Raw genomic sequence first — 25,113 nt, 5'->3', positions numbered from 1 at the left:
TTTATTATGATGCGTTAACTTTTTTTGCTAAACGAGATTTTTGACGGCTAGCAGCGTTTTTGTGGATAATTCCTTTTTGAGCCGCTTTATCAATTTGCTTGTTCGCAGATTGGAATGCTGCTTTTGCATTTTCCACATCGTTTGCTTCTACAAATTTTTCTACACGTTTAATCTCCGTACGCATTGCAGAAAGCTGGGAAACGTTATTAGCGCGTTTCTTTTGGTTAACTTCTACACGTTTGATTGCAGATTTAATATTTGCCATGTTTATTCACCTCCTAAAAAGTATACGATTTTAAAAAACATGTTTTAGAGGTTGTTCAAGCTGAATTGCTTCTGAACATGCCCTTTTGTATGCTTTCATCAATTGTCTATATTCACAGTACGACAAGAGTATTTTACCAAAGCTACCTAATCTTTTCAATAGAATTGTTGCTTAATCAATAAATTGGTATGAATTTATTCCAGGCGTGCATGCTAAGAATGTTTGAAAACAGGAGTTTATCCGGTGAAATTTCCATCTAAAAATAAAGTGTAGAAGGAAAGCTTTATTTTTAGATAATGGAATTTTATTTTATCAGAATAAAGCATATTGAACAAAGGGGTGCGGTGTAATGAAAAATAGAGAGGATCATTTTCAAGTAAGAACAGACTTAGCTGTAGAAGCAAAGGATATGTATACGGAAAAGCAAGACAATAAACAGAAGGAAGTTGCGGGTGTCACATTTAAAGAAAGCACGATAAAGGATATAAATATTTCCTATGTGACGATTGATGAGGCAGGCGCTGAACAAATTGGGAAGAAGCCGGGGAACTATGTCACCATTCATACTGACGGTGTCAAAAAGCAAGATACAGAGAAACAGCATCAAGCAGCGAAGATTTTAGCAAAAGAGCTGGAGGAATTAATGAGAAAGCAAGACTTGCCTGATCAGGCCTCTTGTCTGATTGTGGGGTTAGGTAATTGGAATGTAACACCGGATGCTTTGGGTCCGATGACGGTAGAGAAAGTGCTGGTAACCAGTCATTTATTTCGTCTTCAGCCGGAATCTGTGGCAGAAGGATATAGCGAAGTAGCTGCGATTACACCGGGTGTGATGGGAGTGACAGGTATAGAAACCAGCGATGTGATTTTTGGGATTATCGAAAAATACCAGCCTGATTTCGTTATTGCCATTGACGCGCTAGCATCGAGATCTATCAGCAGAGTGAATGAAACCATTCAATTATCGGATACAGGTATACATCCAGGTTCAGGGGTTGGCAATAAACGAAAAGAAATAAGCCGTCAGACACTCGGTATACCTGTGATTGCTATTGGCGTGCCAACGGTGGTGGATGCAGTTACTATTACAAGCGATACCATTGATTACTTATTGAAACACTTCGGTAGAGAATGGAATGAAAGAGATGATCCATCTAAATCCTTAACTCCTGCTGGTATGAATTTCGGCTCGAAGCAGTTAACAGATGAGGACTTGCCTGATAGAGCACAGCGGGAAAAGCTGTTCGGCATTGTTGGCGGCCTGTCGGAAGAAGAAAAAAGACAGCTGATAATGGAAGTATTAACGCCGATTGGTCATAATTTAATGGTTACGCCTAAAGAGGTAGACGGCTTTATGATTGATATGGCTGAAGTGATAGCAAATGGGCTGAACGCTGCATTACATGAGACAGTAACGATTGATAATTTTTCAAGCTATTCCAGGTAGCCGTATGAAGCTTTAACATCCTCTATCAAGTCTATTTTTTCTTTTTACACGGTTCTACTTTCTCTAGTTTACTCATAGGTTGGACTATAGAGTTATTAGAGAAAGGTGGCATCGTGTATTTTTATGAAAAAAAATAACTGGAGCAAAATGGTACAAACCTTTTCTCGACGAAGCGGGCTTTATATCATATTTTTTGTCAGTATATTTCTTTTAATAAGTATATTAACGGCAGTCCAGCCTGCCTATCGATTTTCATCAGATACGTTATCGAATTGGACGAAGGAAATGGACAGTGCGATTTTTTATCATTTGATTACAATGGAAAATCGTGCTTATAAGCAGAGTTTTCCGGAAGGGGAAGCAGAAATACCTCAATTATCTGGTGTGTTTCTTGAGCTTACGTCTAATGTGAAACCAACAGATCCCAGGAGCTTTTTTGGTAATGAAATTCCAGGTTTTTCGATATTTGACAATCAATTATTAATGGCAAGTGAAAATGATTTTACTCATTTTCCGATTGAGTCCAATCCGCCTTTAGAGGAAGTATTAAGGGAAAGGGAAGCGGTGCTGACAGGTGAAGATGAGGAGGAGACAGGAGATGCAGAAGAAACGGAGGAAGAAACAGAGGAAACGGAAAGCGAGCAAACAACTGGAGACAGAGATGTTGTGTTTATTTATAATACCCACAACAGAGAGTCGTTTTTACCGCATTTGCCAGATGAAACAGACCCCAATAGCGCCATGCATGGGGAGATTAATATCACAAATGTCAGTGATCGTTTAGCAGAAGGTCTTAAAAGGAAAGGAATTGGCACACAAGTAGATAATACAGATTTCGGGGAGCTCCTGAATGAAAGAGGCATGGGATATCATCAATCCTACGAAGTCTCTCGGGATATTGTTGCGGAAGCAGTGGCCGGCAATCAGGAGATTCAATACATGTTTGACCTTCATAGAGACGCCCTTCGCAGAGACAAGACGACACAAACGATTGAAGGCGAAGATTATGCAAAGATTTTATTTGTTATCGGCACCGGGCATCCGGATTATGAAAGGAATCTGAAAGTAGCAACAGAGCTGCATGGATTGATGGAAGAAGAATATCCGGGTTTAAGCCGGGGAGTGTTCCAAAAGGACGGATCAAGCGGGAATGGCGTTTACAATCAGGATATGGCAGAAAATGCATTGTTGATTGAATTTGGCGGTGTAGATAACACGATGGATGAGCTGTATCGTTCTGCTGATGCCTTAGCGGAAGTATTCAGCGACTATTATTGGGATGCCGAAGCCGTTCAGTCTGATGAATAAGTATGTGAATATTCTTATGTAAGGAGCGATTTGATGCGAAATATTATTATATTATTATTGCTCGTCATCTTTTTTCTGAGCGGACTCGTATTTGGAATGCAGAAGAATGAGCCGGCTGAACAAACGGTATCCTCCGACACTCCTGCAGTTGAAGTAATAGAGGATGAAGCGCAAGATAGAGAGGAACAGGAAGAGATTATTGTTGCAGAAACAGATGTACTTGAAGGTGGAAATTATTCGTTGACCAACCGTACAGCAGCTACTATGGGAGGCATCGTCAAACAATTATTTGAAGTAATTGTATCCATCATGTATGGAATAGGAGAGTTGTTTTTTTAATCAACACCTAAGTTAATCATTGAATCTCAAGGCGTCAATTGCTATAATCAATGCTAGTAATTGACGCCTTTTGTTATGGGAAGAAAAATAGGGGCTACAGGAAAAACTTAGGAGTGTGCGTGAAATGACGAATAAAAAAAGAAAGGTCAGAAACTTTTCGATTATTGCCCATATCGATCATGGGAAGTCTACATTAGCTGATCGTATTCTTGAAAATACAGAAACCGTGACAAAACGTGAAATGAAAGACCAGCTGCTGGACGGAATGGATTTAGAGCGTGAACGCGGAATAACCATTAAACTGAATGCAGTACAATTAAAATATACAAACCAGGCTGGCGAAGAATTTATTTTTCATTTAATCGATACGCCAGGCCATGTTGATTTTACTTATGAGGTATCCAGAAGCTTGGCAGCCTGTGAAGGAGCGATTCTTGTCGTAGACGCAGCACAGGGGATTGAAGCGCAGACCTTGGCAAACGTTTATTTAGCGATGGAAAATGATTTAGAAATCATTCCGGTAATTAATAAAATTGATTTGCCGAGTGCTGATACGGAAAAAGTGAAAAAAGAGCTGGAAGATGTGTTAGGGATCGACGGCGATGAAGCAATTCTAGCTTCTGCCAAAGCAAATATAGGGATTGAGGAAATTCTGGAGCGTATAGCAGAGGTTGTTCCAGAGCCCCCTGGAGAGGCTGAGGACCCGTTAAAAGCGTTAATCTTTGACTCGCTTTATGATACTTACCGCGGGGTTATCGCTTATGTTTGTGTGAAGGAAGGCTCTGTGAAAGTCGGAGACAAAATTAAGATGATGGCTACCGGAAAAGAATTTGAAGTGAATGAAGTCGGGGTATTTACACCGAAGCAGCTTGCCAAAAAAGAGTTGACGGTCGGGGATGTTGGTTATTTAACTGCATCGATTAAAAATGTCGGTGATTCAAGGGTCGGAGATACGATTACGTTGGCTGATCGACCAGCGGATACAGCGCTGCCTGGTTACCGCCGTCTGAATCCAATGGTATTCTGCGGACTATATCCGGTAGATTCTAATGATTACAATGATTTAAGAGAAGCGTTAGAACGTTTAGAACTGAATGATTCTTCCCTGCAATACGAAGCAGAGACTTCCCAGGCGCTTGGTTTCGGCTACCGCTGCGGATTCCTGGGACTGCTCCACATGGAAATTGTCCAAGAGCGTATTGAAAGAGAATTTGGTATCAGTTTAATTACGACTGCTCCAAGTGTTATTTTTGAAGTTGAGCTGACGAATGGTGATGTATTTTCGGTTGATAACCCTTCTGAAATGCCAGATCCACAAGTAATTGAGGAAGTACGTGAGCCATACGTAGAAGCTACAATTATGGTTCCGAACGATTACGTCGGAGCAGTGATGGAAATTGCCCAAAAGAAACGCGGGAATTTTGTAGATATGCAATATTTAGATGATATTCGTGTAAATGTAGTCTATCATATTCCGCTTTCGGAGATTGTATATGACTTCTTTGACCAGTTAAAATCACAGACAAAGGGATATGCTTCATTTGATTATGAGCTGATCGGCTACCAGCCTTCCCGCCTTGTGAAAATGGATATATTGCTTAATGGCGATTCAATTGATGCGTTATCGCTTGTTGTCCACCGTGACTTTGCGTATGAACGCGGAAAGCAGATTGTTGAAAAGCTGAAGACACTAATTCCAAGACAGCAATTTGAAGTGCCGATTCAAGCAGCAATCGGTAACAAAATTGTAGCCCGTTCTAATATCAAAGCGGTACGTAAGGATGTAACAGCAAAGCTTTACGGCGGAGATATTTCCCGAAAAAGAAAGCTTCTTGAAAAGCAAAAAGAAGGTAAAAAGCGTATGAAGATGGTAGGTTCTGTAGAAGTTCCTCAGGAAGCGTTTATGGCAGTCCTGAAGATGGATGAGGATTAACTGCTGAAATAATCTATTGTCGCTATTAATTAATCCCGTTACCGTGTTTTCTGCCGGTTGCGGGATTTTTTAAAGAATAAGAATGCTTATAAAAATAGCTGTAAATAGCCGCTGCGGAAAAATACTACGCTTTCCATGGGCCCCGATCCGAGCTCATCTCCTTTAAAGAAGACTTGCTGATTGGCAAGAATATCGTGTTTTAATGACTAAGCGATGTTCTTGCCTTTGAATTAGGAGGTCACAGGCCGATTTTTCGTTTACATTGCGAGAGGACATAAAGTATTATAAAATAACTTCAGAAATAACAACTGGTGTTTCTGAAGAGGAAAACAAGAAAGAGTTATCTTATCTGTTTTTTTAACAAAGGAAGGAAGTTCAATCGATGCAAGTTCAGTCAGTATATATTCATATTCCTTTTTGCAAGCAGATCTGCCATTACTGTAATTTTGTAAAATACTTTTACATGGAGACGAAGGCAGATGCCTTTATAGATGCTTTAATAAAAGAAATAGACACAGCTATCCCAGGAAGGAAAAATGTCTTTCGGACGATTTATATGGGCGGAGGAACACCAACTGCTTTGTCGATGGAGCAATTGCAGAAGCTTTTTCAGTTTTTAAATGAAAAGTTTGACCTCTCCTCCTGCGAAGAATTTACAATCGAAATCAATCCGGGGGATATTGATACGGATAAAGCAAAATTACTTCACGGTTATGGTGTAAATCGAATTTCTTTTGGAGTTCAGGTAATGGATGATGAGATGCTTGAAAAAATCGGGCGCATGCATCGAGTGAAGGATGTTTATACAACAGTTGATATTCTTACACAGTCAAATTTCTCTAATATTAGCCTGGATTTAATTTATGCTCTCCCGGATCAAACCGTTGCCCACTTTGAAAAAACTTTAAAGGAAGCACTGCAATTCGGTCTGCCGCATTATTCAACCTATGCGCTGCAAATTGAACCGAAGACCGTGTTTTATCATAAACGGAGAAAAGGAGCCCTGCACCAGCCTCCAGAGGATGATGAAGTAGAAATGTATCAGCTGCTTCAGGAAAATATGAAAAAGCAGGGCGTCTATCAATATGAAATAAGTAATTTTGCCAAGCCGGGGTTTGAGAGTAAGCATAATTTAACCTATTGGAATAATGATTATTATTTTGGTTTCGGAGCAGGGGCTCATGGTTATTTACCGGGAAAGCGGACGGCAAATTATAAACCGCTGGGGACTTATATGAAGGAAATTAGCCGCAGCGGATCAGCAGTCGAACATTTTGAGGAAATAACCCTGCAGGATCAGATTGAAGAAGAATTATTTCTGCAGCTCCGAAAAGCAGAAGGGATTAATACAGAAGCATTCAGGGAAAGATATGGACTATCGCTGGATAAATTATATCAGGAAGAGTTACTTCAGTTAACAAACGATAAATTAGTAACTTACCATGATGGAAGCTATGTATTGACAAATAGAGGAATGCTTCTCGGGGACAGGGTTTTTCAGCAATTTTTATTATTGGAGAACTTTGAACAAAAAATAAAGGAAGTAAAAAGCCAAACGGTTTGACAAAAGAAATTGAATTTGATAATTTTATTATAGATTTAGCACTCAAAAGATGAGAGTGCTAACAGAGGTGATCATCATGTTAACAGATAGGCAACTTATGATATTGCAGGTGATTATTGATGATTTTATAGAATCTGCTAAACCGGTCGGCTCCAGGGCATTATCTAAAAAAGATACCCTGCCGTACAGTGCCGCAACCATTCGAAACGAGATGGCGGATTTAGAAGAATCGGGGTTTTTAGAAAAGACGCATACATCTTCTGGACGCGTGCCTTCAGAAAAAGGATATCGTTATTATGTTGATCATTTAATTGGTCCTGAAATCCATCAGCATGGACTGGGTATCATTGAAAGATTAACAAATAACGGGATATATGAGTTTGAACAGATTGTGCAGACGGCAGCAGAAGCCCTTTCTAAACTGACCAATTATACGTCTATCATTCTTGGACCGGAAATGTTTGAAGCAACCGTAAAGCAGATTCAGGTATTAGCACTATCCGATCAATCAGCAGTAGCGATTTTGGTAACAAACACAGGGCATGTAGAGCACCGTTCCTTTACATTGCCAAAAGGAGTTTCATCATCTGATATCGAAAAGCTCGTCAATATTTTAAATGACCGTCTTCAGGGCGTTCCGCTTTATCGAATTCCCGAGGTGATTCAAAATGAAGTAGCTTCCTTGATGATGAAATATATGAATGGAGTTGATTCTTCTATCAATTGGATTCGCACGCTCTTCACGCAAGAGCAGGCAGTTAAGCTTTATTTTGGCGGGAAAGCCAATATTTTAATGCAGCCGGAATTTAATGATGTGGATCGAATTCGTTCGTTTTACTCCCTGATGGAGCGTGAGGATGAAATTGTAAATCTCTTGAAAAACTCCAATCAAGGTATTAAAGTTTCTATTGGCCATGAAAATGAAGTGGAAGAGATTAAAGACTTGAGTTTAATTACTGCTTCTTATCACATTGGCGGCGGCCAGATGGGTACCATTGCACTGCTTGGTCCTACGAGAATGGAATATAAAAAAGTATTATCCTTAATGGAAAGCATTTCAAAGGAAATGACTGGTGCAATGGGGAAATGGTATAGTGATAAATCATAAGGAAAACAAGGATTTTAGTTTTCTAACTATATCTTCTATGGTATAGTTTTTAATTGGAAATTAGAAAAGAGGTGCCTGAGTAGATGTCAGAGAATGAAAAAAAAGAAGAAGCAATGCAAGAAGAACAGGAAATTGTAGAAGAGACAGCTGAAGAAGCAGGTACAGATGCAGAAACTGCAGAAGAAAATGATGCGTCAGAAGCTCAAATAGAAGCACTGAAAAATGAAAAAGAAGAACTGGAAGGCCGCATGCTTCGTTTGCAGGCAGAGTTTGATAATTATAAACGACGTACATTAAAAGAGCGCGAAGCAGATCGTAAATACAAAGCACAGGATATGGTTCAGGAATTGCTTCCTGTGATGGATAATTTCGAACGCGCGCTGCAAGTAGAAGTATCTGAAGAAAATAAGAGCATCCTGGAAGGAATTGATATGGTGTATCGTCAATTAAAGGATGTATTTACGTCACAGGGTGTTTCAGTTATTGAAACAGAAGGTGCTGACTTTGACCCGAATGTGCATCATGCAGTAATGCAGATTGAAGATGATTCTGTAGAAGCAAATAAAGTAGTGGAAGAGCTGCAAAAAGGCTATCTCTTAAAAGATCGGGTTATCCGCCCTGCAATGGTAAAAGTAAATAAATAATTAAAAAAAGTGTCGCAGAAGTATTGAAGGAGGAAATAAAGAATGAGTAAAATTATCGGAATCGACTTAGGAACAACAAACTCATGCGTATCAGTGATGGAGGGTGGCGAAGCAGTCGTTATCCCTAACCCGGAAGGAAACCGTACAACACCATCTGTTGTATCCTTTAAAAATGGAGAAAGACAAGTTGGGGAGGTTGCAAAACGTCAAGCAATTACCAACCCGGATACAGTTCAATCTATCAAACGTCATATCGGTACTGACTATAAAGTAACGATTGGCGATAAAGACTATACACCGCAAGAAATTTCAGCGATTATTCTGCAGCATATTAAATCCTATGCAGAAGATTATATTGGCGAAAGTGTAGATAAAGCAGTAATTACGGTTCCTGCTTACTTTAATGACGCAGAACGTCAAGCAACAAAAGATGCTGGTAAAATTGCTGGTCTTGAAGTAGAACGTATTATCAACGAACCAACAGCTGCAGCGCTTGCCTATGGTATTGATAAAGATGATCAAGATCAAACGATTCTTGTATATGACCTTGGCGGCGGTACCTTTGATGTATCTATCCTTGACATTGGCGATGGCACATTCGAAGTTGTTGCAACAGCCGGAGACAATCGTCTTGGCGGAGATGACTTTGATGAAGTCATTATCAAGCATATGGTAGAAGAATTCAGAAAAGAAAATGGCATTGATCTTTCTAAAGATAAAATGGCTGTACAGCGCTTGAAAGATGCTGCAGAGAAAGCGAAGAAGGATTTATCTGGTGTTGCACAGACACAAATTTCTCTGCCATTTATTACAGCAGGTGAAGCTGGTCCATTACACTTAGAAATGACATTATCACGTGCGAAATTCGATGAGTTATCATCTGATTTAGTAGAACGTACAATGAAACCGACTCGCCGTGCGCTTTCTGATGCAGGCTTGTCGAACAAGGATATTCATAAAGTTATCTTAGTCGGCGGTTCTACACGTATTCCAGCTGTACAGGAAGCAATCAAGAAAGAATTAGGTCAAGATCCTTCTAAAGGCGTAAACCCGGATGAAGTTGTAGCACTTGGTGCAGCAATCCAAGGCGGTGTCCTTCAAGGAGACGTGAAAGACGTATTATTACTTGACGTAACACCACTTTCTTTAGGTATTGAAACAATGGGCGCTGTGTTTACAAAACTGATTGAACGTAATACAACTATTCCGACAAGTGCATCTCAAACATTCTCTACAGCAGCAGATAACCAAACTGCAGTAGATATCCATGTACTTCAAGGTGAGCGTGAAATGGCGGCAGATAACAAAACGCTTGGCCGTTTCCAATTAACAGATATCCCGCCTGCACCGCGCGGAATGCCTCAAATCGAAGTATCCTTTGATATTGATGCGAATGGTATTGTTAATGTTAGAGCGAAAGATTTAGGTACAAATAAAGAACAATCAATTACGATCAAGTCTTCTTCCGGTTTATCTGATGATGAAGTAGATCGCATGGTCAAAGAAGCAGAAGAAAACGCGGATGCGGATAAAGCACGCCGTGAAGAAGTAGAGCTTCGCAACCAGGCAGATCAGCTTGTATTCACAACAGATAAAACATTAAAAGATTTAGGCGATAAGGTTTCTGATGAAGATAAACAACAGGCAGAAGCTGCAAGAGATGAATTGAAAGAAGCTTTAGAGTCTAATGACCAAGAACAAATTAAAGCGAAAAAAGAAGCTTTGGAAGAAAAAGTACAGCAGCTTTCTGCTAAGCTTTATGAGCAGGTACAACAAGAAGCTCAAGAAGCACAAGGAGCAGAAAATGCAGAAGGTCAGCAAGGTGACGATGTTGTTGATGCAGATTATACAGAAGTCGATGATGACGATAAAGAAAATAAATAATGAATAACTGCTGAATAAAAGTCAAAGTCAGGATTCTCTTGGCTTTGGCTTTTTTACAGACAGGATAGAAGCAAGATAGTGCTTACAGGTAAATTAGTTTGAAGCTGATATTCATTGTTGCCATAGACAAATGAATGATGATATGATTAAACTTATGCAATCAGAGTATCGGGAGTGAATAATTTGGCAAAACGAGATTATTATGATGTCTTAGGTGTGGATAAGGGCGCCTCAAAAGATGAGATAAAGAAGAGCTACCGGAAACTGGCTCGTAAATATCATCCGGATGTAAATAAAGAAGAGGGCGCAGCAGAAAAATTTAAAGAAGCAAAAGAAGCTTACGAAGTATTAAGTGACGATCAGAAAAAAGCACAATATGATCAATTTGGGCATGCAGGCGCACAGGGTCAAGGCTTCGGAGGCTTTGGCGGCGGTGGCGGAGCTCAAGACTTCGGTGGTTTCAGTGATATTTTTGATATGTTTTTCGGTGGCGGCGGACGTTCACGTGATCCGAATGCGCCACAGCAGGGCGACGATTTACAATATACGCTGATTCTTGATTTTGAAGAAGCGATTTTTGGAAAAGAAACCGATATTGAAGTTCCAAAAGAAGAAGAATGTGATACGTGTCATGGTTCAGGAGCCAAACCGGGAACAAAAGTAGACACATGCTCCCATTGTCACGGCTCGGGTCAATTAAATCAAGAACAAAATACGCCATTTGGCCGTGTTGTCAATCGCCGCGTGTGTCATTACTGTAATGGTACAGGGAAAATCATTCCTGAAAAATGTGAGACCTGTGGCGGTGCTGGAACAGTTAATAGAAAGAAAAAAATCCATATTGACATTCCAGCCGGTATCGATGAAGGGCAGCAAATCCGTGTAGCCGGCAAAGGAGACCCTGGGAAAAATGGGGGTCCAGCAGGGGATTTATTTGTTGTTATTCGTGTTCGTAAACATGATTTCTTTGTCCGCGAAGGTGACCATATTTTCTGTGAACTGCCACTTACCTTTGCACAAGCGGCTTTAGGCGATGAAATTGAAGTGCCTACGGTCCATGGGAAGGTTAAATTACGAATTCCTGCCGGCACTCAAGCAGGGAAAACCTTCCGCTTAAAAGGAAAAGGGGCGCCAAATGTTCATGGCAGAGGCCAGGGCGACCAGCACATTAAAGTAAAAGTAATGACGCCGACTAATCTGTCAGATAAACAAAAAGATTTACTGCGTCAATTTAATGAATTAGGCGGAAATGAATCCACCGATGAACAAGAGGATAATATTTTCCAGCGTTTTCGTAAAGCGTTCAAAGGAGACTAATCAGAGTGGTCCTCCAGCTTGTAGTTTTGATGATATTTTTTCAGATAAGCAGGCTGGAGGCATCTCTGTTTACATAGATATTTCAAAAGAACGGCGGTGTACAACATGAAATGGTCAGAGATTACGATTCTTACGACAAATGAAGCAGTGGAGCCTATTTCAAATATTTTGCATGAAACAGGTGCGAGCGGGTTAGTTATTGAAGATCCGTTAGATTTAAAGCATTTTGAAGGGGAAGGCTTTGGAGAAATTGTGGAGCTTAATCCGGAAGATTATCCGGATGAGGGTGTCCGTATCAAGGCGTATCTGCCGATGAACAGCTTTTTAGGTGAAACAGTGGAAGAAATTAAACAGGCAATCAACCAATTACTGCTTTACGATATTGATTTAGGGAAAAACGAAGTAAGCTTGAGTGAGGTTCATGAAGAAGAGTGGGCGAGTGCCTGGAAGAAATACTATAAACCGGTTAAAATATCCAATCGGATTACAATCACTCCAACTTGGGAGGACTATCAGCCGGTCTCTACGGATGAATTAATTATTGAACTGGATCCGGGGATGGCTTTTGGAACAGGGACCCATCCTACAACCATATTAAGTATTCAAGGTTTAGAAGCGTATGTGCAGCCTGATGATAAGATTATTGATGTGGGCTGTGGTTCAGGCGTCTTAAGCATTGCTTCGATTAAATTAGGCGCTGAATCTGTACAGGCTTTTGATTTGGACGATATAGCTGTTAAAAGCACCAATTTGAATGTGAAACTAAATCATCTTCAAAATCAAGTGACGGCGAAACAAAATAATTTACTTGATGGGGTAGACGGTCAGGCTGATGTCATTGTCTCCAACATCCTTGCTGAAATTATCGTCCGATTTGTAGAAGATGCTTATAAAAACCTTCGACCTGGTGGTCATTTTATCACTTCAGGAATTATTCAGAAGAAGAAACAATTGGTCCGTGATCGTCTGACAGAAGCTGGTTTTGAGATTATCTCTGTCAGTGAATTGGAAGATTGGGTTTCCATTGTTGCCAAGAAACCAGAATAAAAGTAGGTGATGGCTGATGCAGCGCTATTTTATTTCGAAAGAACAAGTAGAAGATCAGACAATCAAAATTACTGGAGAAGACGTGCACCATATCGCCAGGGTGATGAGAAATAAGCCCGGCGATGAGATTATTTGCAATACGGATGACGGAAAATCAGCGCTTTGTAAGATTGAAGAAATACATGAAACAGAAGTGCAGGCAGTCATCGAAAGCTGGTTGGATGAATCTGTTGAATTGCCAGTGGAAGTAAGTATTGCACAAGGAATTCCTAAGGGTGATAAATTTGAATGGATACTCCAAAAAGGAACAGAGCTCGGTGCAGCGAAATTTATTCCCTTTGCAGCGGATCGTTCTGTTGCTAAATGGGATGAACAAAAGTTTCATAAAAAAGCAAAACGTTTCGGTAAAATCATAAAGGAAGCCAGCGAGCAGAGTCATCGCAACCAGATTCCTGAGCTGTTACAGGTGATGCAGTTAAAAACATTGATAAAAGAAAGTGAAACCTATCATGTAAAGCTGTTTGCATATGAAGAAGAGGCGAAGGGAGCGGCAGGAAATACTTCTGCTTTTGCATCTGTATTGGATAACCTGTCTGATCATGACCGCATTCTGCTGGTAATAGGTCCAGAGGGTGGTATCTCTGCAGAAGAAGCTGCTAGTTTGAAAGGTGCCGGCTTCCAGCCAATCCGGCTTGGAAAGCGGATATTACGTACCGAAACGGCGGCGTTATATGCGCTTGCCAGTATTTCTTATCATATGGAAGAATTAAGGAATAAGAATTAAAAGGTAAACCAGCCTCTTTTCGGTTGTTTTACCTTTTTTCTTATATATCCATAATTTTAAGCCCGGCGATATGTCAATTCAGATAAGTTTCTATTATTTGCAGGACGCCGGATTCATCATTGGAAGGAGCTCTATGTTTAGCGGTCTTTTGCACTTCCGGGCTGCAGGTTTCCATTGCATAACTGTGTTCTGTTAAAGCCAGCATCTCTAAGTCATTATTGGCATCTCCAAAGGCGAGCAATTCATGCGGGGAGATATTCCATCTGTCTAATAATATGTTTAATCCGTTTCCTTTGTTTACTCCGGGAATAATCATATCGATACTGCCATGGCCGCTGGAAACCGCCTGCATCTCTCCTTGAAAGGCTTGATTTAATTGATAAACGATGTGACTGGTTTGATTGACTTCTACATTTAAAGCAAATTTAACAAACGTATCATTCGGCAAAGAATCAAAATGTTCCACTTCTTTTAATTGGTGATAATAATGCTTGGCAAATTTTTTAAAATCGTTGTCAGCGCTTTTTAAAATATATGCACTGTGTAATCCACATAAAATAAACGCTGCTTTATCTATGCTGTGTATTAAATAGTCAACCGCTTTTTGAACAAATTCATTAGGAAAGCTGTCGATTGTTTCCAGTTTAGGAGAGTCATAGATAATCGCTCCATTTTCCGCTACAAAATAAATGTTATCTTCTTTTCCTTTGAAAAAAGATGTTAATTGGGCGTATTGATTTCCGCTTGCAACAATAAATTTTATCTCATTTTCTTGAAGCTGCTGAAAAATACCGTCAAATCTTTTCCGGTCATAATTACTGCTGGAGTCTAAAAAAGTTCCGTCCATATCCACTGCAATTGCCTTTATCATTGGTAAACCCCCATTGTTTTTGATAGACTTGCATATACTGTTAGTTTATCATCTAATCATGACATACTCACTTGATATACTTTGCAACCATGCGTTCATTTAATAAATCAACTATTGTGTTTGAAAGATTTGACAGGCGCACCAGGAAAATATAAAATTTTACTGTTTAAAGTCATTTGCCATGACGCTGTTAGGAGTGAGAATGATTGAATTTTGAAAGAGAAAAATCGATAGAGCATAATCCTACGGGAGCAGCCCGATTAGGATTAGCATTGCTTCTTGGTCTGCTTGCTTTTTTAGGGCCGCTTAATATCGATATGTATTTACCTAGTTTTCCTGAGATTGCGCGAGATTTAGACACAAGCGCTACACTCGTACAGGCGAGTTTAACAGCGTGTCTGCTAGGTCTGGCGATTGGGCAATTATTTGCCGGCCCCATCAGTGACGCTCAGGGCAGAAGGAAGCCATTGTTGATTGCTACGAGCCTGTTTGCGGTAGCCTCTATACTATGTGCTTTTGCTCCAAATATCATCTTATTGATTGCCATGCGTTTTTTACAAGGCCTGACTGCCTCTGCAGGAGTCGTTCTCTCCCGCGCAGTTGTACGTGATGTGTTCAGCGGACAGGCACTTACGAAGTTTTTTTCGTTATTGATGGTTATTAATGCGATTGCTCCCATGATCGCTCCGATGATAGGCGGTTTTATTCTGTCATTTGATTCGACCAGCTGGAAGAGTATCTTTTTCTTTTTAAGCGCGGTCGGACTGCTCACCGTTACCATTGTGGCAATAAAGCTTAAAGAGACGCTGCCGCCGCATAAGCGTATTCCAAGCTCAGCAGGAGCTTCGTTAAAAACAATGGGCAGTCTGCTGAAAGACCGTTCTTTTATCGGCTATGCCCTGGTCGTTGGTTTTATCCACGGGGGAAGCTTTGCTTATGTATCTGGAACGCCATTTGTTTATCAGGATATCTATGGGGTCTCCCCGCAGGTGTTTAGTGTATTATTCGGTATCAATGGACTGGCAATTATCACAGGCAGCTTTCTCATTGGACGCTTCAGCGGGATTATAGCAGAAAAAACGATGCTTCAAGCAGCGGTTATCACTGCACTTACAGTCACAACCTTATTGCTTATCATGACCATTATCGAAGGACCTTTAGCATTGATTGTTTTATTCATATTTATTTATATGATTACAATGGGAATGATATTGACAAGCACCTTTACATTGGGGATGTCCAAGCAGGATCATCGCGCAGGAAGCGCCAGCGCCGTTTTAGGGATGCTTCCATTACTACTTGGTTCTATTTTTTCACCGCTTGCAGGTATTAATGAGGCATCAGCTGTTCCGATGGGGGCAATCATATTTACCACCACGCTCATGGGCTCTATTGTTTTCTTTACCCTTGTTAAAAAAGATGAGGTAAAGGCATGATGGAAGAGCTGGATCTGGATAACATTTAAGTGAAGATGGAATAAGCTGTATCAGGAGAAGATTAAAACAGAGATAAGGCTGGTTTAAACGAGCAGATTTATCTCTGTTTTTATATGGTTAAATTGTATAAATTCTACTCAGTAAAGGAATGGAAGCAGAGCTTGCAGTATATAGTTATTTCGCAAATATGGAAGAGAAGCCCTCTAGATATTTCTATGAGTAAATCAGATTAGGGTAAATAAAAAATATTGCTGATGAATATTTTTTATTTAGTTGTCTCTTCTTACTTGTATAAGCAGGTATACTAATATAACATACAAAATAAATAGTTAGAATAAAAAATAATCTTTTTTTAGGCTGTCTTGGCATATGTCAGATGGCGAAAAATGAGAAAGTTAGAAAAATAGAAAAGCAGGTGTAATAAATGAGAAAAGTATGGAAGGTTGGCAAAGGATTTGGAAAAAAGCGTCTTGAAGATGCCATTATGAATTCTTCTAAAGGAGATACGATTCTTATTGAACCAGGCACTTATGATTTTCCGAACGGCTACAATATCTTTGAATTAGAGATCAAAGGAACGGGAAATCGGCCCAATGATGTTGTCTGTAATGGATTTTTTTCATTACAGAATAATTCAAAGCTTAATCTATCAAATCTTATGTTATTAGCGCCTCCAAAGATGAATGCGTTCCATATGACGGGAAATTCAAGTTTATTTTTGAAAGACGTTATCGCGCATGGTGAAGAAACTGGGCAATATCCAACCATTTGGTGCGTGAATTCCTATGTAAAGATTGCTTCATCAGAAATTTATTATAATCAAGATTCTCCGTATGGTATGTATATTCAGGAAGGTTCGAAGCTGGAAATGACTGCTGCAGTGGCAGATTCCATGTATGTCAGTCAATCACAGGTATATTTGAATAATGCAGTAATCCGGGTAATCCTGTATTTAGAAAACGAATCATTTGCGGAGGCTGCAGGGATGTTGGAATTACCGCGTATGAATCCAAATAAATATGCGCTTACGGTTTATTCTGGTTCTCGGGCTGACTTTGCGCTGGTTCAGAGCCCGGAAAATCATATGGAAGCAAATGTAGATGAAGGCTTATTGATTATTGATAAAATAGAATTAGGCGAGAATAATATATTTGATATTTATCATAATGACCAGTCTACAGTAGAAGTAAATGGAGAGCGTGTCTTGATACATAATAGGGATGAAGATGTGAATCAGCAGGAAATAAATGCAAAAGGACAGCAGACGGAAGAAACCAATTCGAGTGATGAAGAAAGATATAAGCCAGAAGCAGACAGAGAGGAACAGAGTCTTGAGAGTGTGTCTGTCCAGCAGGAGGAGAAATCTGCGTTAGAGCAGCTTAATGACATGTATGGTTTAAAGGAATTGAAAAAGCAGATTAAGCAATTTATCAATACAATGAAGTTTAACCAATCCCGAAAAATGAAAGGGCTGAAGGCAGCCTCGCTTAATCTGCATTCGATATTTCTCGGCAACCCCGGGACAGGTAAAACAACAGTTGCTCGATTATTGGGAAATGTATTATATCAGGAAGGGGTTATTCCAAATGACAATTTTGTAGAGGCTACGCGAAAAGATCTTGTCGGGGTCCATATTGGGGAGACAGCTCCCAAAACACAAGCAGTATTAGACCGTGCTCGTGGAGGGATTTTATTTATTGATGAAGCATATACCCTGCATAGCTCTTCCGATAATGATTTTGGAGCAGAAGCTGTAGAGACCATTTTAAAATTTATGGAAGATAATCGTGGTGAAATAATGATTATTTTTGCTGGATATTTTGATGATATGCAAAATTTCCTCTCGATGAACAGCGGATTAGCTTCCCGTATTCCGAATGAGTTTGTGTTTGATGACTATTCCAGTTTGGAAATAGCTGAAATTGGTTATTTAGATATACTTGATCAGGATTATATCGTTGACGAAAAAAAGTATAAAGAAATAGTCATGAATCAATATACTCGGACAGTTGATGAAAGTAATGCAAGATGGGTTCGTAATTTCAATCAAAAATTAATGATTACAATGGCAAATCGGGTTATTGAAACAGAATCTGAAGATACACAGACCATTTTAAATGAAGACATAGATGCTTTAGTGGGAAATAGCAGCGAGGATAAAGAAGAAAAGGTGGAGGAATTATTAACCCAGCTGGACCATTTAATTGGGTTAGAAGAAATAAAAGAATACGTACATCGTTTAGTTAAACAAGTAAAAATTGATAAAATGCTCGCTGATGAAGGTGAATCATCTTTTAATCCAACCTATCATATGATTTTTGAAGGAAACCCTGGTACGGGAAAAACAACTGTAGCAAATATACTTGCTTCTTTATTCTATTGTTTGGATATTTTGCCGAGTAAAAATGTAAAAGTGGTGGATCGTGCCGATTTAGTAGGCTCCTATATCGGCCATACAGAAAAAAATACAAAGCGCATTATTAATCAGGCGATGGGCGGTGTTCTATTCATTGATGAAGCCTATCAGCTAACGAATAGTAGTGAGAATGATTTTGGAAAGCAGGCTGTGGAAACCTTACTCACTTATTTAGAAAATTACAGGGATAAATTTGTGGTGATTTTAGCTGGCTATACGAAGGAGATGGAAAAATTCTTAGATAGTAATCCAGGACTCCGCTCACGTATTCCAGAAAAAATTATTTTCCCTGATTATCATCCGGATGATATTGCTGCAATCGTTGAAAAAAATATTTCGAAGCAATGGCAGGTCGATTCCAATCACCTGCATAGCGTGGTCAGTGAAGTGTACCGTAACCTTCCAGAAGCAGAGAAGGCCAATGCAAGATGGGCCCGTAATTTCAGTGAAAAACTGATTCAAAATCATAAAATCTGGATTAGCGATCATCAGCTTTCTGGACAGGAGATAAAAAAGATCAGCCCGGAATTATTAGATCAGATGCTTGCAGCTTATTCTAAGTAATATAAAATAAAAAGGTTTAGGAGAAAAGGTTACCGGGGTAGAAATGAAGCTGGTTAAAATTGTGCAGCAGCATTATAATGAGAAAAGATAAAAGCCCTTTTACCATACTTATATGGATGAAAGGGTCTTTTATATCGTATTTTTAAATATTTGTGATATCATTAAATACGGATAAACTAAAATTAACTGTGAATGAAATGAAAGGATGATATATAAATGGCTGAAAAATTGCCAAAAACAGTGAGCTTCCATACGCTTGGCTGTAAAGTAAATCACTACGAGACCGAGGGCATCTGGAGAATGTTTAAAGAGCAGGGCTATGAGCGAGTAGACTTTGATCATGATGCAGATGTGTATGTTATTAATACATGCACAGTTACCAATACAGGGGATAAAAAAAGCAGGCAGACCATCCGTCGTGCCATCCGAAAGAACCCTGACGCAGTCGTTTGCGTAACAGGCTGCTATGCACAGACTTCTCCTGGTGAAATCATGGAGATTCCCGGAGTAGACGTGGTTGTCGGCACACAGGAGCGTAAAAACATCTTCGCATATATTGAAGAGCATGAAAAAACAAAGGGACCTGTTAACGGCGTGTCGAACATTATGAAAAACCGTGTGTTTGAGGAAATGGATGTTCCAGTATTCACAGACCGTACACGGGCATCACTCAAAATCCAAGAAGGATGTAATAATTTCTGTACGTTTTGTATTATTCCATGGTCAAGAGGGCTGCTTCGTTCCCGAGATCCTGAAAATGTTATTGCGCAGGCAAATAAATTAGTAGAAGCAGGATATAAAGAGCTTGTACTTACCGGAATACATACAGCAGGATACGGAGAAGATTTAAAAGACTATAATTTTGCGATGCTGCTGGAAGAACTGGAGCAGGTAGAAGGATTAGAACGTATCCGTATCAGTTCGATTGAAGCGAGTCAAATTACAGACGAGGTTATACGTGTGCTGGACAGAAGTAAAAAAATCGTCCGTCACCTGCATATTCCGCTGCAATCTGGTTCTGACCCGGTATTGGCCAGAATGCGCCGTAAGTATTCCACGGACTTTTACCGTCAGAAAGTGAAAAAGATACAAAAAGCATTGCCTGGACTTGCTATTACATCGGATGTTATTGTCGGATTCCCTGGAGAAACAGAGGAAGAATTCCAAGAGACCTGTGATTTCATTAAAGAAATCGGTTATTCGGAGCTTCATGTATTCCCATTCTCCAGAAGAACCGGCACGCCGGCAGCAAGAATGGACAACCAGGTGGAAGATGAAGTAAAAGAAAGACGTGTGCATGAATTGATTACATTATCGGATCAGCTTGCAAAAGAATATGCTTCCAAATATCAAGACGAAGTGCTGGAAGTCATTCCGGAAGAGCATGCAAGTGAACAGGAAGATAATCAGCTTATCGGTTATACAGATAACTATATGAAAGTGCAATTTGAAGGCTCAGCTGATTTGATTGGTAAAATTGTTAAAGTGAAGATAATAGAGTCTGGATATCCTGTGAATAAAGGTGTTTTCGTACGTGTGATGGATCACGCGACACATGTTGCAGAAAAAAACGCATAAAAGGAGATAACAATCATGAATTTAGCATCTTATATTGACCACACATTATTAAAACCTGACTCGACAAAAAGTCAAATTGCAAAAATTGTCGAAGAGGCAAAAGAAAATAGGTTTGCATCTGTTTGTGTTAATCCGCATTGGGTTGTTTATTGCGTGAGTGAACTAAAGGATTCCCCAGTGAAGGTATGTACAGTCATTGGCTTTCCTTTAGGAGCTACGACGACAAAGACAAAGGTTTATGAAACGAGAGAGGCCATCGAAAATGGAGCAACAGAAGTAGATATGGTTATTAATGTCGGAGAACTGAAGGCTGGCAACGAAGCATTGGTGAAAGCAGATATAAAAGCAGTTGTAGATACCGCAAAAAACAAAGCTTTAACGAAGGTCATTATAGAGACAGCTCTATTAACAGACGAGGAAAAAGTATTAGCCTGTCAATTAGCAAAAGAAGCTGGAGCAGATTTTGTAAAGACCTCGACAGGATTCTCTGGCGGCGGCGCAACCGTGGAAGATATCAGATTAATGCGCGAAACTGTCGGACCGGAGATGGGAGTAAAAGCATCTGGGGGAATCCGAGATCTGGAAACAACGGAAGCGATGATTGAAGCTGGAGCAACACGCATCGGTGCAAGCGCCGGAGTAGAGATTGTCTCTGGTAAAGAAGGAACTTCAGATTATTAATAAATAACCATTGACCGCTTAGCGGGATTATATTATAATTTAAAAAGGCATGAAAGTATGTTCATGCTCGCATTAAAAATGGTTTTGTGCTTCGGAGGGAGGGAAATTAGCATGTCAAATACAACTCGCGTTCGTAAAAACGAGTCTCTTGAGGATGCTCTTCGTCGCTTTAAGCGTAGTGTATCAAAAAGTGGTACATTACAAGAATATCGTAAACGTGAACACTATGAAAAACCTAGTGTACGCCGTAAGAAGAAATCAGAGGCTGCTAGAAAACGTAAATTCTAAAGAAGGTGTGACGTATGACGCTACTTGATCGATTAAATCAAGATATGAAGCAGGCGATGAAGAACAAAGATAAAGAAACCCTGAGCGTTATTCGCATGGTAAAAGCTTCTATTCAGAATGAATCGATTAAGCTTGGAAAAGATACTCTATCTGAGGACGAAGAATTAACTATTCTTTCGAGAGAAGTTAAACAGAGAAAAGATTCCCTCCAAGAATTTAAAAATGCTGGAAGAGAAGATTTGGTTGAAAAGACCGAAAAAGAATTGGAAATACTGGAGCAGTATTTACCAAAACAGCTTTCAGATGAAGAATTAACATCGATCATTCAGGAAACAATAAAAGAAGTTGATGCTGGCTCCATGAAAGATATGGGGAAAGTAATGGGCTCCGTGATGCCTAAGGTTAAAGGACAGGCAGACGGTACCAAAATTAAACAAATAGTAGAGCAGCAATTGCGATAAAGAAAACCAACCCTAAATCGGGGTTGGTTTTTTAATTTGTCCAGAAAATCAATGGCCGCAGTGAAACGAAGGAAAAATGAAAGAATCATTCAACTTGTCAAACTTAGATGAAGCTTTCTCTAACCTGAGGAGATATGGTACTATCAAAGTATACCCATCCACGAAAAATGAAACCTTTTAGGGATTACTTTCGTAAATATAGATAAGGTGCAGGAGGAGGGGGTGACTCAAGTTGAAAAGACATCGTAAGCGGTTAGCTGTATACATATTGTTTGTAACAGTTTTAACCATCGTATCCATATTTACTGGAACGCAGACAGAGGCTGAGCAGGGTGAAGGTGAAACAGTTTATATTGTTCCAATTGAACGGGAAGTGGAAAGAGGCCTGGAAGCATTTATTGACCGGGCTACCACAGAGGCGATGGAAAGCGGGGCAGATCATATTATTTTTGAAATCGATACGCCTGGCGGCCGTGTTGACTCTGCCGGACAAATTGGTTCGCATATCCAAAGTATAACTGTCCCGACAACGGCTTATATTGTCAATGAAGCATTATCTGCCGGATCTTATATTGCGTTGTTCTCTGATAATATTTATTTTAATCCGCATGCAACCATGGGAGCGAGCGGGATTATTAATCAAGACGGAACAGCAGCAGATGAGAAAGCACAATCTGCCTGGCTTGCGCAAATGAGAAGTGCTGCAGAATCAAATGACAGAGATCCTATTTATGCTGCGGCAATGGCTGATAACAGTATTGATTTACCGGAGTATGGAGCTCCTGAAGGACAGTTCCTGACACTCGGCCCGAGAGAAGCAGTTGAAGTTGGATATGCAGAAGGAATTGTTTCTAACCGTGCTGAACTTCTGGAAGAGCTTAATCTGTCTGAAGCAACGGTTGTAGAAACAGAAACTTCGATGGCAGAAGAACTGGCGAGGTTTTTAACGCATCCGGTTGTTATTCCTATTTTATTATCTGTTGCCAGTATCGGTTTGATTGTAGAGCTGTACTCTCCAGGTTTTGGCGTACCGGGAATATTAGGACTGGTATCCTTAGTATTATTCTTTTACGGGCATGTTGTTGCCGGATTAGCAGGCATGGAGGCGCTGCTGCTGCTTATTATCGGTATCGGTCTGATTGTAGCAGAATTCTTTGTAACCGGCGGGATACTGGGAGTGCTGGGAATAGCCGCGGTGATCGGTTCCTTATTCATGTCAGGGTATGATATGGTACACATGTCAATGAGCATAGGGATTGCCTTTTTAATTGCTGTGATTCTTGCTGTCATCTTATTTAGAAGAATAGGTATGGATAAAGGGGTTTTTCGCCATATTGTATTAAGGGACAGTACAGCAACAGAAGATGGTTATGTATCCTCCGTAAACCGTTTAGAACTTGTCGGACTTGAAGGGAACTCATTAACAGCGCTGCGCCCCTCTGGACTGGTAGAATTAAATGATGAAACAATCGATGTCGTGTCAGACGGCACTTTTGTTGACAAGGGTAAGAAAGTGAAAGTAATTCGTGTAGAAGGTGTTCGTGTCGTTGTTAGGGAAGTGAAATAATTATTATTGAAATCAGGAGGAATCAGCATGGACGAAAATATTTTAATGCCGCTTATTATTATTGCGGTCATCGTTATTGCTTTAGCTATTTTATTTACTTTTGTACCAGTTGCACTATGGATCAGTGCCTTGGCAGCCGGAGTAAAAATCAGTATCTTTACGCTCATCGGTATGCGCTTGCGCCGGGTAGTGCCAAACCGTGTTATCAACCCGCTTATCAAAGCGCATAAAGCCGGGATGAATGTGAAAACCAACCAGCTGGAAAGCCACTATTTGGCAGGCGGTAATGTAGACAGAGTAGTAAACGCACTTATTGCAGCACAGCGGGCAAATATTGATTTATTATTTGAACGGGCAGCTGCGATTGACTTAGCAGGCCGTGATGTATTAGAAGCGGTACAAATGAGTGTAAACCCGAAAGTAATTGAAACACCATTTATTGCCGGTATTGCAATGGATGGTATCGAAGTAAAGGCATTAGCCAGAATTACCGTGCGTGCCAATATTGACCGCTTAGTCGGTGGTGCAGGTGAAGAAACAATCATCGCCCGTGTCGGCGAAGGGGTTGTAAGTACCATTGGTAGTTCTAATGCACATACAGAAGTTTTAGAAAATCCAGATATGATTTCTCAAACCGTATTAAGTAAAGGTCTTGATTCTGGGACAGCTTTTGAAATTTTATCCATTGATATTGCTGATGTGGACATCGGTAAGAACATTGGTGCAATCCTGCAAACTGATCAGGCCGAAGCAGATAAGAATATTGCTCAAGCGAAGGCGGAAGAACGCCGTGCAATGGCGGTAGCACAAGAACAAGAAATGCTTGCCCGCGTACAGGAAATGCGCGCGAAAGTAGTAGAAGCCGAAGCAGACGTTCCGCTTGCATTAGCAGAAGCATTGCGTTCAGGCAAAATGGGTGTCATGGATTATATGAACTATCAAAACATTGATGCTGATACAGATATGCGTGATTCCATTGGTAAGCTTTCTACAGATAATAAGGATGACGACCAAAATAAGTAATTAAAATGAAAATAAAGGAGGGGGCATATGGACTGGATATTTGAAAATCTGTTTCTTATTATTATCATTATTTCTGGAATAGTTGCATTTCTGGGGGATTCTAAAAAGAAACAGGAAGAACAGAAAAAAGAGCAGTCTAGACCTCCAAATAAACAGGCGCCGTCAAGACAAAGACAGCAGCGTTCCCCGCAAGAAATGAGAACGAGACAGCAGACACAAAGACAGACACAAAGAAAAAGAGAGCAGCCTCGTGCCGAGCGTCAAGTCTACAGAGAGGGAGCACGTCCGGATATTTCTGCTGGAGGTATTGAAGAACAGCAGAGAAAACAGATGGAGCGGATGACAAATCGCTATCAAACCTCCTCTCAAGAAGATGTGGAAGACGCAAAGCAAAATTTCAAAGACTTGATTGTGGATCGCAAGGATGAAGCAGATAGCCCAGGAAAGAACGAAATGAAGAAGCGTGTTTCTGGAAATCTTGATGGAAAAGGATTAGTCAACGGTATTATTATGGCAGAGGTCTTAGGACCGCCGCGTGCGAAACAGCCGTATAGAAGTATCGTGCAAAGAAGAAAATAAAAGGAAATA

22 protein-coding genes are annotated in these 25,113 nt (G+C 40.2%); 20 read left to right on the top strand and 2 right to left on the bottom strand.

The window, feature by feature from the left end; genetic code table 11:
- Window positions 1-4: 4 nt before the first annotated feature.
- Entirely contained in the window at window positions 5-265 is a 261-nt protein-coding gene (gene rpsT / locus MKY45_RS14665; protein WP_042534858.1) for a 30S ribosomal protein S20, read from the bottom strand.
- A gap of 349 nt (window positions 266-614) precedes the next feature.
- Here rpsT and gpr point away from each other — a divergent pair, with 349 nt between their 5' ends.
- The 11 genes from gpr (at window position 615) to MKY45_RS14610 (ending at window position 13,640) form a co-directional block, all read left to right on the top strand.
- Window positions 615-1,712 carry a GPR endopeptidase gene (gene gpr, locus MKY45_RS14660; RefSeq protein ID WP_341173056.1) on the top strand — a complete coding sequence of 366 codons (1,098 nt, stop codon included), beginning with the start codon at window positions 615-617 and terminating at the stop codon, window positions 1,710-1,712.
- 123 nt (window positions 1,713-1,835) lie between these two features.
- Window positions 1,836-3,020: a stage II sporulation protein P gene (locus tag MKY45_RS14655; RefSeq protein ID WP_193064679.1), complete on the top strand. Its 1,185-nt coding sequence runs from the start codon at window positions 1,836-1,838 to the stop codon at window positions 3,018-3,020.
- 33 nt (window positions 3,021-3,053) lie between these two features.
- Window positions 3,054-3,359 (top strand): hypothetical protein, encoded by a 306-nt coding sequence (locus MKY45_RS14650; RefSeq protein WP_042534855.1) that lies wholly within the window; start codon window positions 3,054-3,056, stop codon window positions 3,357-3,359.
- Window positions 3,360-3,483: 124 nt separating this feature from the next.
- Window positions 3,484-5,292 carry a translation elongation factor 4 gene (gene lepA / locus MKY45_RS14645; protein ID WP_042534854.1) on the top strand — a complete coding sequence of 603 codons (1,809 nt, stop codon included), beginning with the start codon at window positions 3,484-3,486 and terminating at the stop codon, window positions 5,290-5,292.
- A 382-nt stretch (window positions 5,293-5,674) separates the two neighbouring features.
- A complete protein-coding gene (gene hemW / locus MKY45_RS14640; RefSeq protein WP_042534853.1) occupies window positions 5,675-6,856 on the top strand; it encodes a radical SAM family heme chaperone HemW in 1,182 nt (393 codons plus the stop codon).
- Window positions 6,857-6,932: 76 nt separating this feature from the next.
- Window positions 6,933-7,964: a heat-inducible transcriptional repressor HrcA gene (hrcA, locus tag MKY45_RS14635; RefSeq protein WP_341173055.1), complete on the top strand. Its 1,032-nt coding sequence runs from the start codon at window positions 6,933-6,935 to the stop codon at window positions 7,962-7,964.
- A gap of 83 nt (window positions 7,965-8,047) precedes the next feature.
- A complete protein-coding gene (grpE, locus tag MKY45_RS14630) occupies window positions 8,048-8,608 on the top strand; it encodes a nucleotide exchange factor GrpE (protein ID WP_042534850.1) in 561 nt (186 codons plus the stop codon).
- A 42-nt stretch (window positions 8,609-8,650) separates the two neighbouring features.
- Window positions 8,651-10,492, top strand: a complete 1,842-nt coding sequence (gene dnaK / locus MKY45_RS14625; protein WP_212929081.1) for a molecular chaperone DnaK — start codon at window positions 8,651-8,653, stop codon at window positions 10,490-10,492.
- 183 nt (window positions 10,493-10,675) lie between these two features.
- The gene (gene dnaJ, locus MKY45_RS14620) at window positions 10,676-11,809 is read left to right on the top strand and encodes a molecular chaperone DnaJ (protein WP_042534846.1); all 1,134 of its coding nucleotides are present in this window, start codon (window positions 10,676-10,678) and stop codon (window positions 11,807-11,809) included.
- 105 nt (window positions 11,810-11,914) lie between these two features.
- Window positions 11,915-12,856 (top strand): 50S ribosomal protein L11 methyltransferase, encoded by a 942-nt coding sequence (gene prmA / locus MKY45_RS14615; RefSeq protein WP_256704822.1) that lies wholly within the window; start codon window positions 11,915-11,917, stop codon window positions 12,854-12,856.
- A gap of 16 nt (window positions 12,857-12,872) precedes the next feature.
- The gene (locus MKY45_RS14610; RefSeq protein ID WP_256704821.1) at window positions 12,873-13,640 is read left to right on the top strand and encodes a 16S rRNA (uracil(1498)-N(3))-methyltransferase; all 768 of its coding nucleotides are present in this window, start codon (window positions 12,873-12,875) and stop codon (window positions 13,638-13,640) included.
- 73 nt (window positions 13,641-13,713) lie between these two features.
- Here MKY45_RS14610 and MKY45_RS14605 read toward each other — a convergent pair whose 3' ends face one another.
- Window positions 13,714-14,511: a Cof-type HAD-IIB family hydrolase gene (locus MKY45_RS14605; protein ID WP_256704820.1), complete on the bottom strand. Its 798-nt coding sequence runs from the start codon at window positions 14,509-14,511 to the stop codon at window positions 13,714-13,716.
- A 230-nt stretch (window positions 14,512-14,741) separates the two neighbouring features.
- Between MKY45_RS14605 and MKY45_RS14600 the strand changes: the two genes are divergently transcribed.
- The 9 genes from MKY45_RS14600 (at window position 14,742) to MKY45_RS14560 (ending at window position 25,104) form a co-directional block, all read left to right on the top strand.
- Complete coding sequence (locus MKY45_RS14600; protein WP_256706324.1) at window positions 14,742-15,947, top strand: Bcr/CflA family efflux MFS transporter; 1,206 nt, start codon at window positions 14,742-14,744, stop codon at window positions 15,945-15,947.
- A 424-nt stretch (window positions 15,948-16,371) separates the two neighbouring features.
- Window positions 16,372-18,927: an AAA family ATPase gene (locus MKY45_RS14595; protein WP_256704819.1), complete on the top strand. Its 2,556-nt coding sequence runs from the start codon at window positions 16,372-16,374 to the stop codon at window positions 18,925-18,927.
- Window positions 18,928-19,143: 216 nt separating this feature from the next.
- Window positions 19,144-20,505 carry a tRNA (N(6)-L-threonylcarbamoyladenosine(37)-C(2))-methylthiotransferase MtaB gene (mtaB, locus tag MKY45_RS14590; RefSeq protein WP_042534838.1) on the top strand — a complete coding sequence of 454 codons (1,362 nt, stop codon included), beginning with the start codon at window positions 19,144-19,146 and terminating at the stop codon, window positions 20,503-20,505.
- 15 nt (window positions 20,506-20,520) lie between these two features.
- Window positions 20,521-21,186, top strand: a complete 666-nt coding sequence (gene deoC, locus MKY45_RS14585) for a deoxyribose-phosphate aldolase (RefSeq protein ID WP_042534836.1) — start codon at window positions 20,521-20,523, stop codon at window positions 21,184-21,186.
- A gap of 111 nt (window positions 21,187-21,297) precedes the next feature.
- Window positions 21,298-21,474, top strand: a complete 177-nt coding sequence (gene rpsU / locus MKY45_RS14580) for a 30S ribosomal protein S21 (protein ID WP_019377991.1) — start codon at window positions 21,298-21,300, stop codon at window positions 21,472-21,474.
- A 14-nt stretch (window positions 21,475-21,488) separates the two neighbouring features.
- A complete protein-coding gene (locus tag MKY45_RS14575; RefSeq protein ID WP_193063950.1) occupies window positions 21,489-21,935 on the top strand; it encodes a GatB/YqeY domain-containing protein in 447 nt (148 codons plus the stop codon).
- Between the two features lie 232 nt (window positions 21,936-22,167).
- The gene (locus tag MKY45_RS14570; RefSeq protein ID WP_212929082.1) at window positions 22,168-23,502 is read left to right on the top strand and encodes an NfeD family protein; all 1,335 of its coding nucleotides are present in this window, start codon (window positions 22,168-22,170) and stop codon (window positions 23,500-23,502) included.
- A gap of 27 nt (window positions 23,503-23,529) precedes the next feature.
- Window positions 23,530-24,525 carry a flotillin-like protein FloA gene (gene floA, locus MKY45_RS14565; RefSeq protein WP_040980627.1) on the top strand — a complete coding sequence of 332 codons (996 nt, stop codon included), beginning with the start codon at window positions 23,530-23,532 and terminating at the stop codon, window positions 24,523-24,525.
- Between the two features lie 27 nt (window positions 24,526-24,552).
- Window positions 24,553-25,104 (top strand): hypothetical protein, encoded by a 552-nt coding sequence (locus tag MKY45_RS14560; RefSeq protein WP_212929083.1) that lies wholly within the window; start codon window positions 24,553-24,555, stop codon window positions 25,102-25,104.
- Window positions 25,105-25,113: the final 9 nt, after the last annotated feature.

Source organism: Oceanobacillus sp. FSL K6-0251 (assembly GCF_038004725.1).
GTDB lineage: Bacteria > Bacillota > Bacilli > Bacillales > Amphibacillaceae > Oceanobacillus > Oceanobacillus oncorhynchi.
The sequence above is the reverse complement of the archived record's forward strand: the minus strand, read 5'-3'. Positions and strand labels throughout refer to the sequence as shown.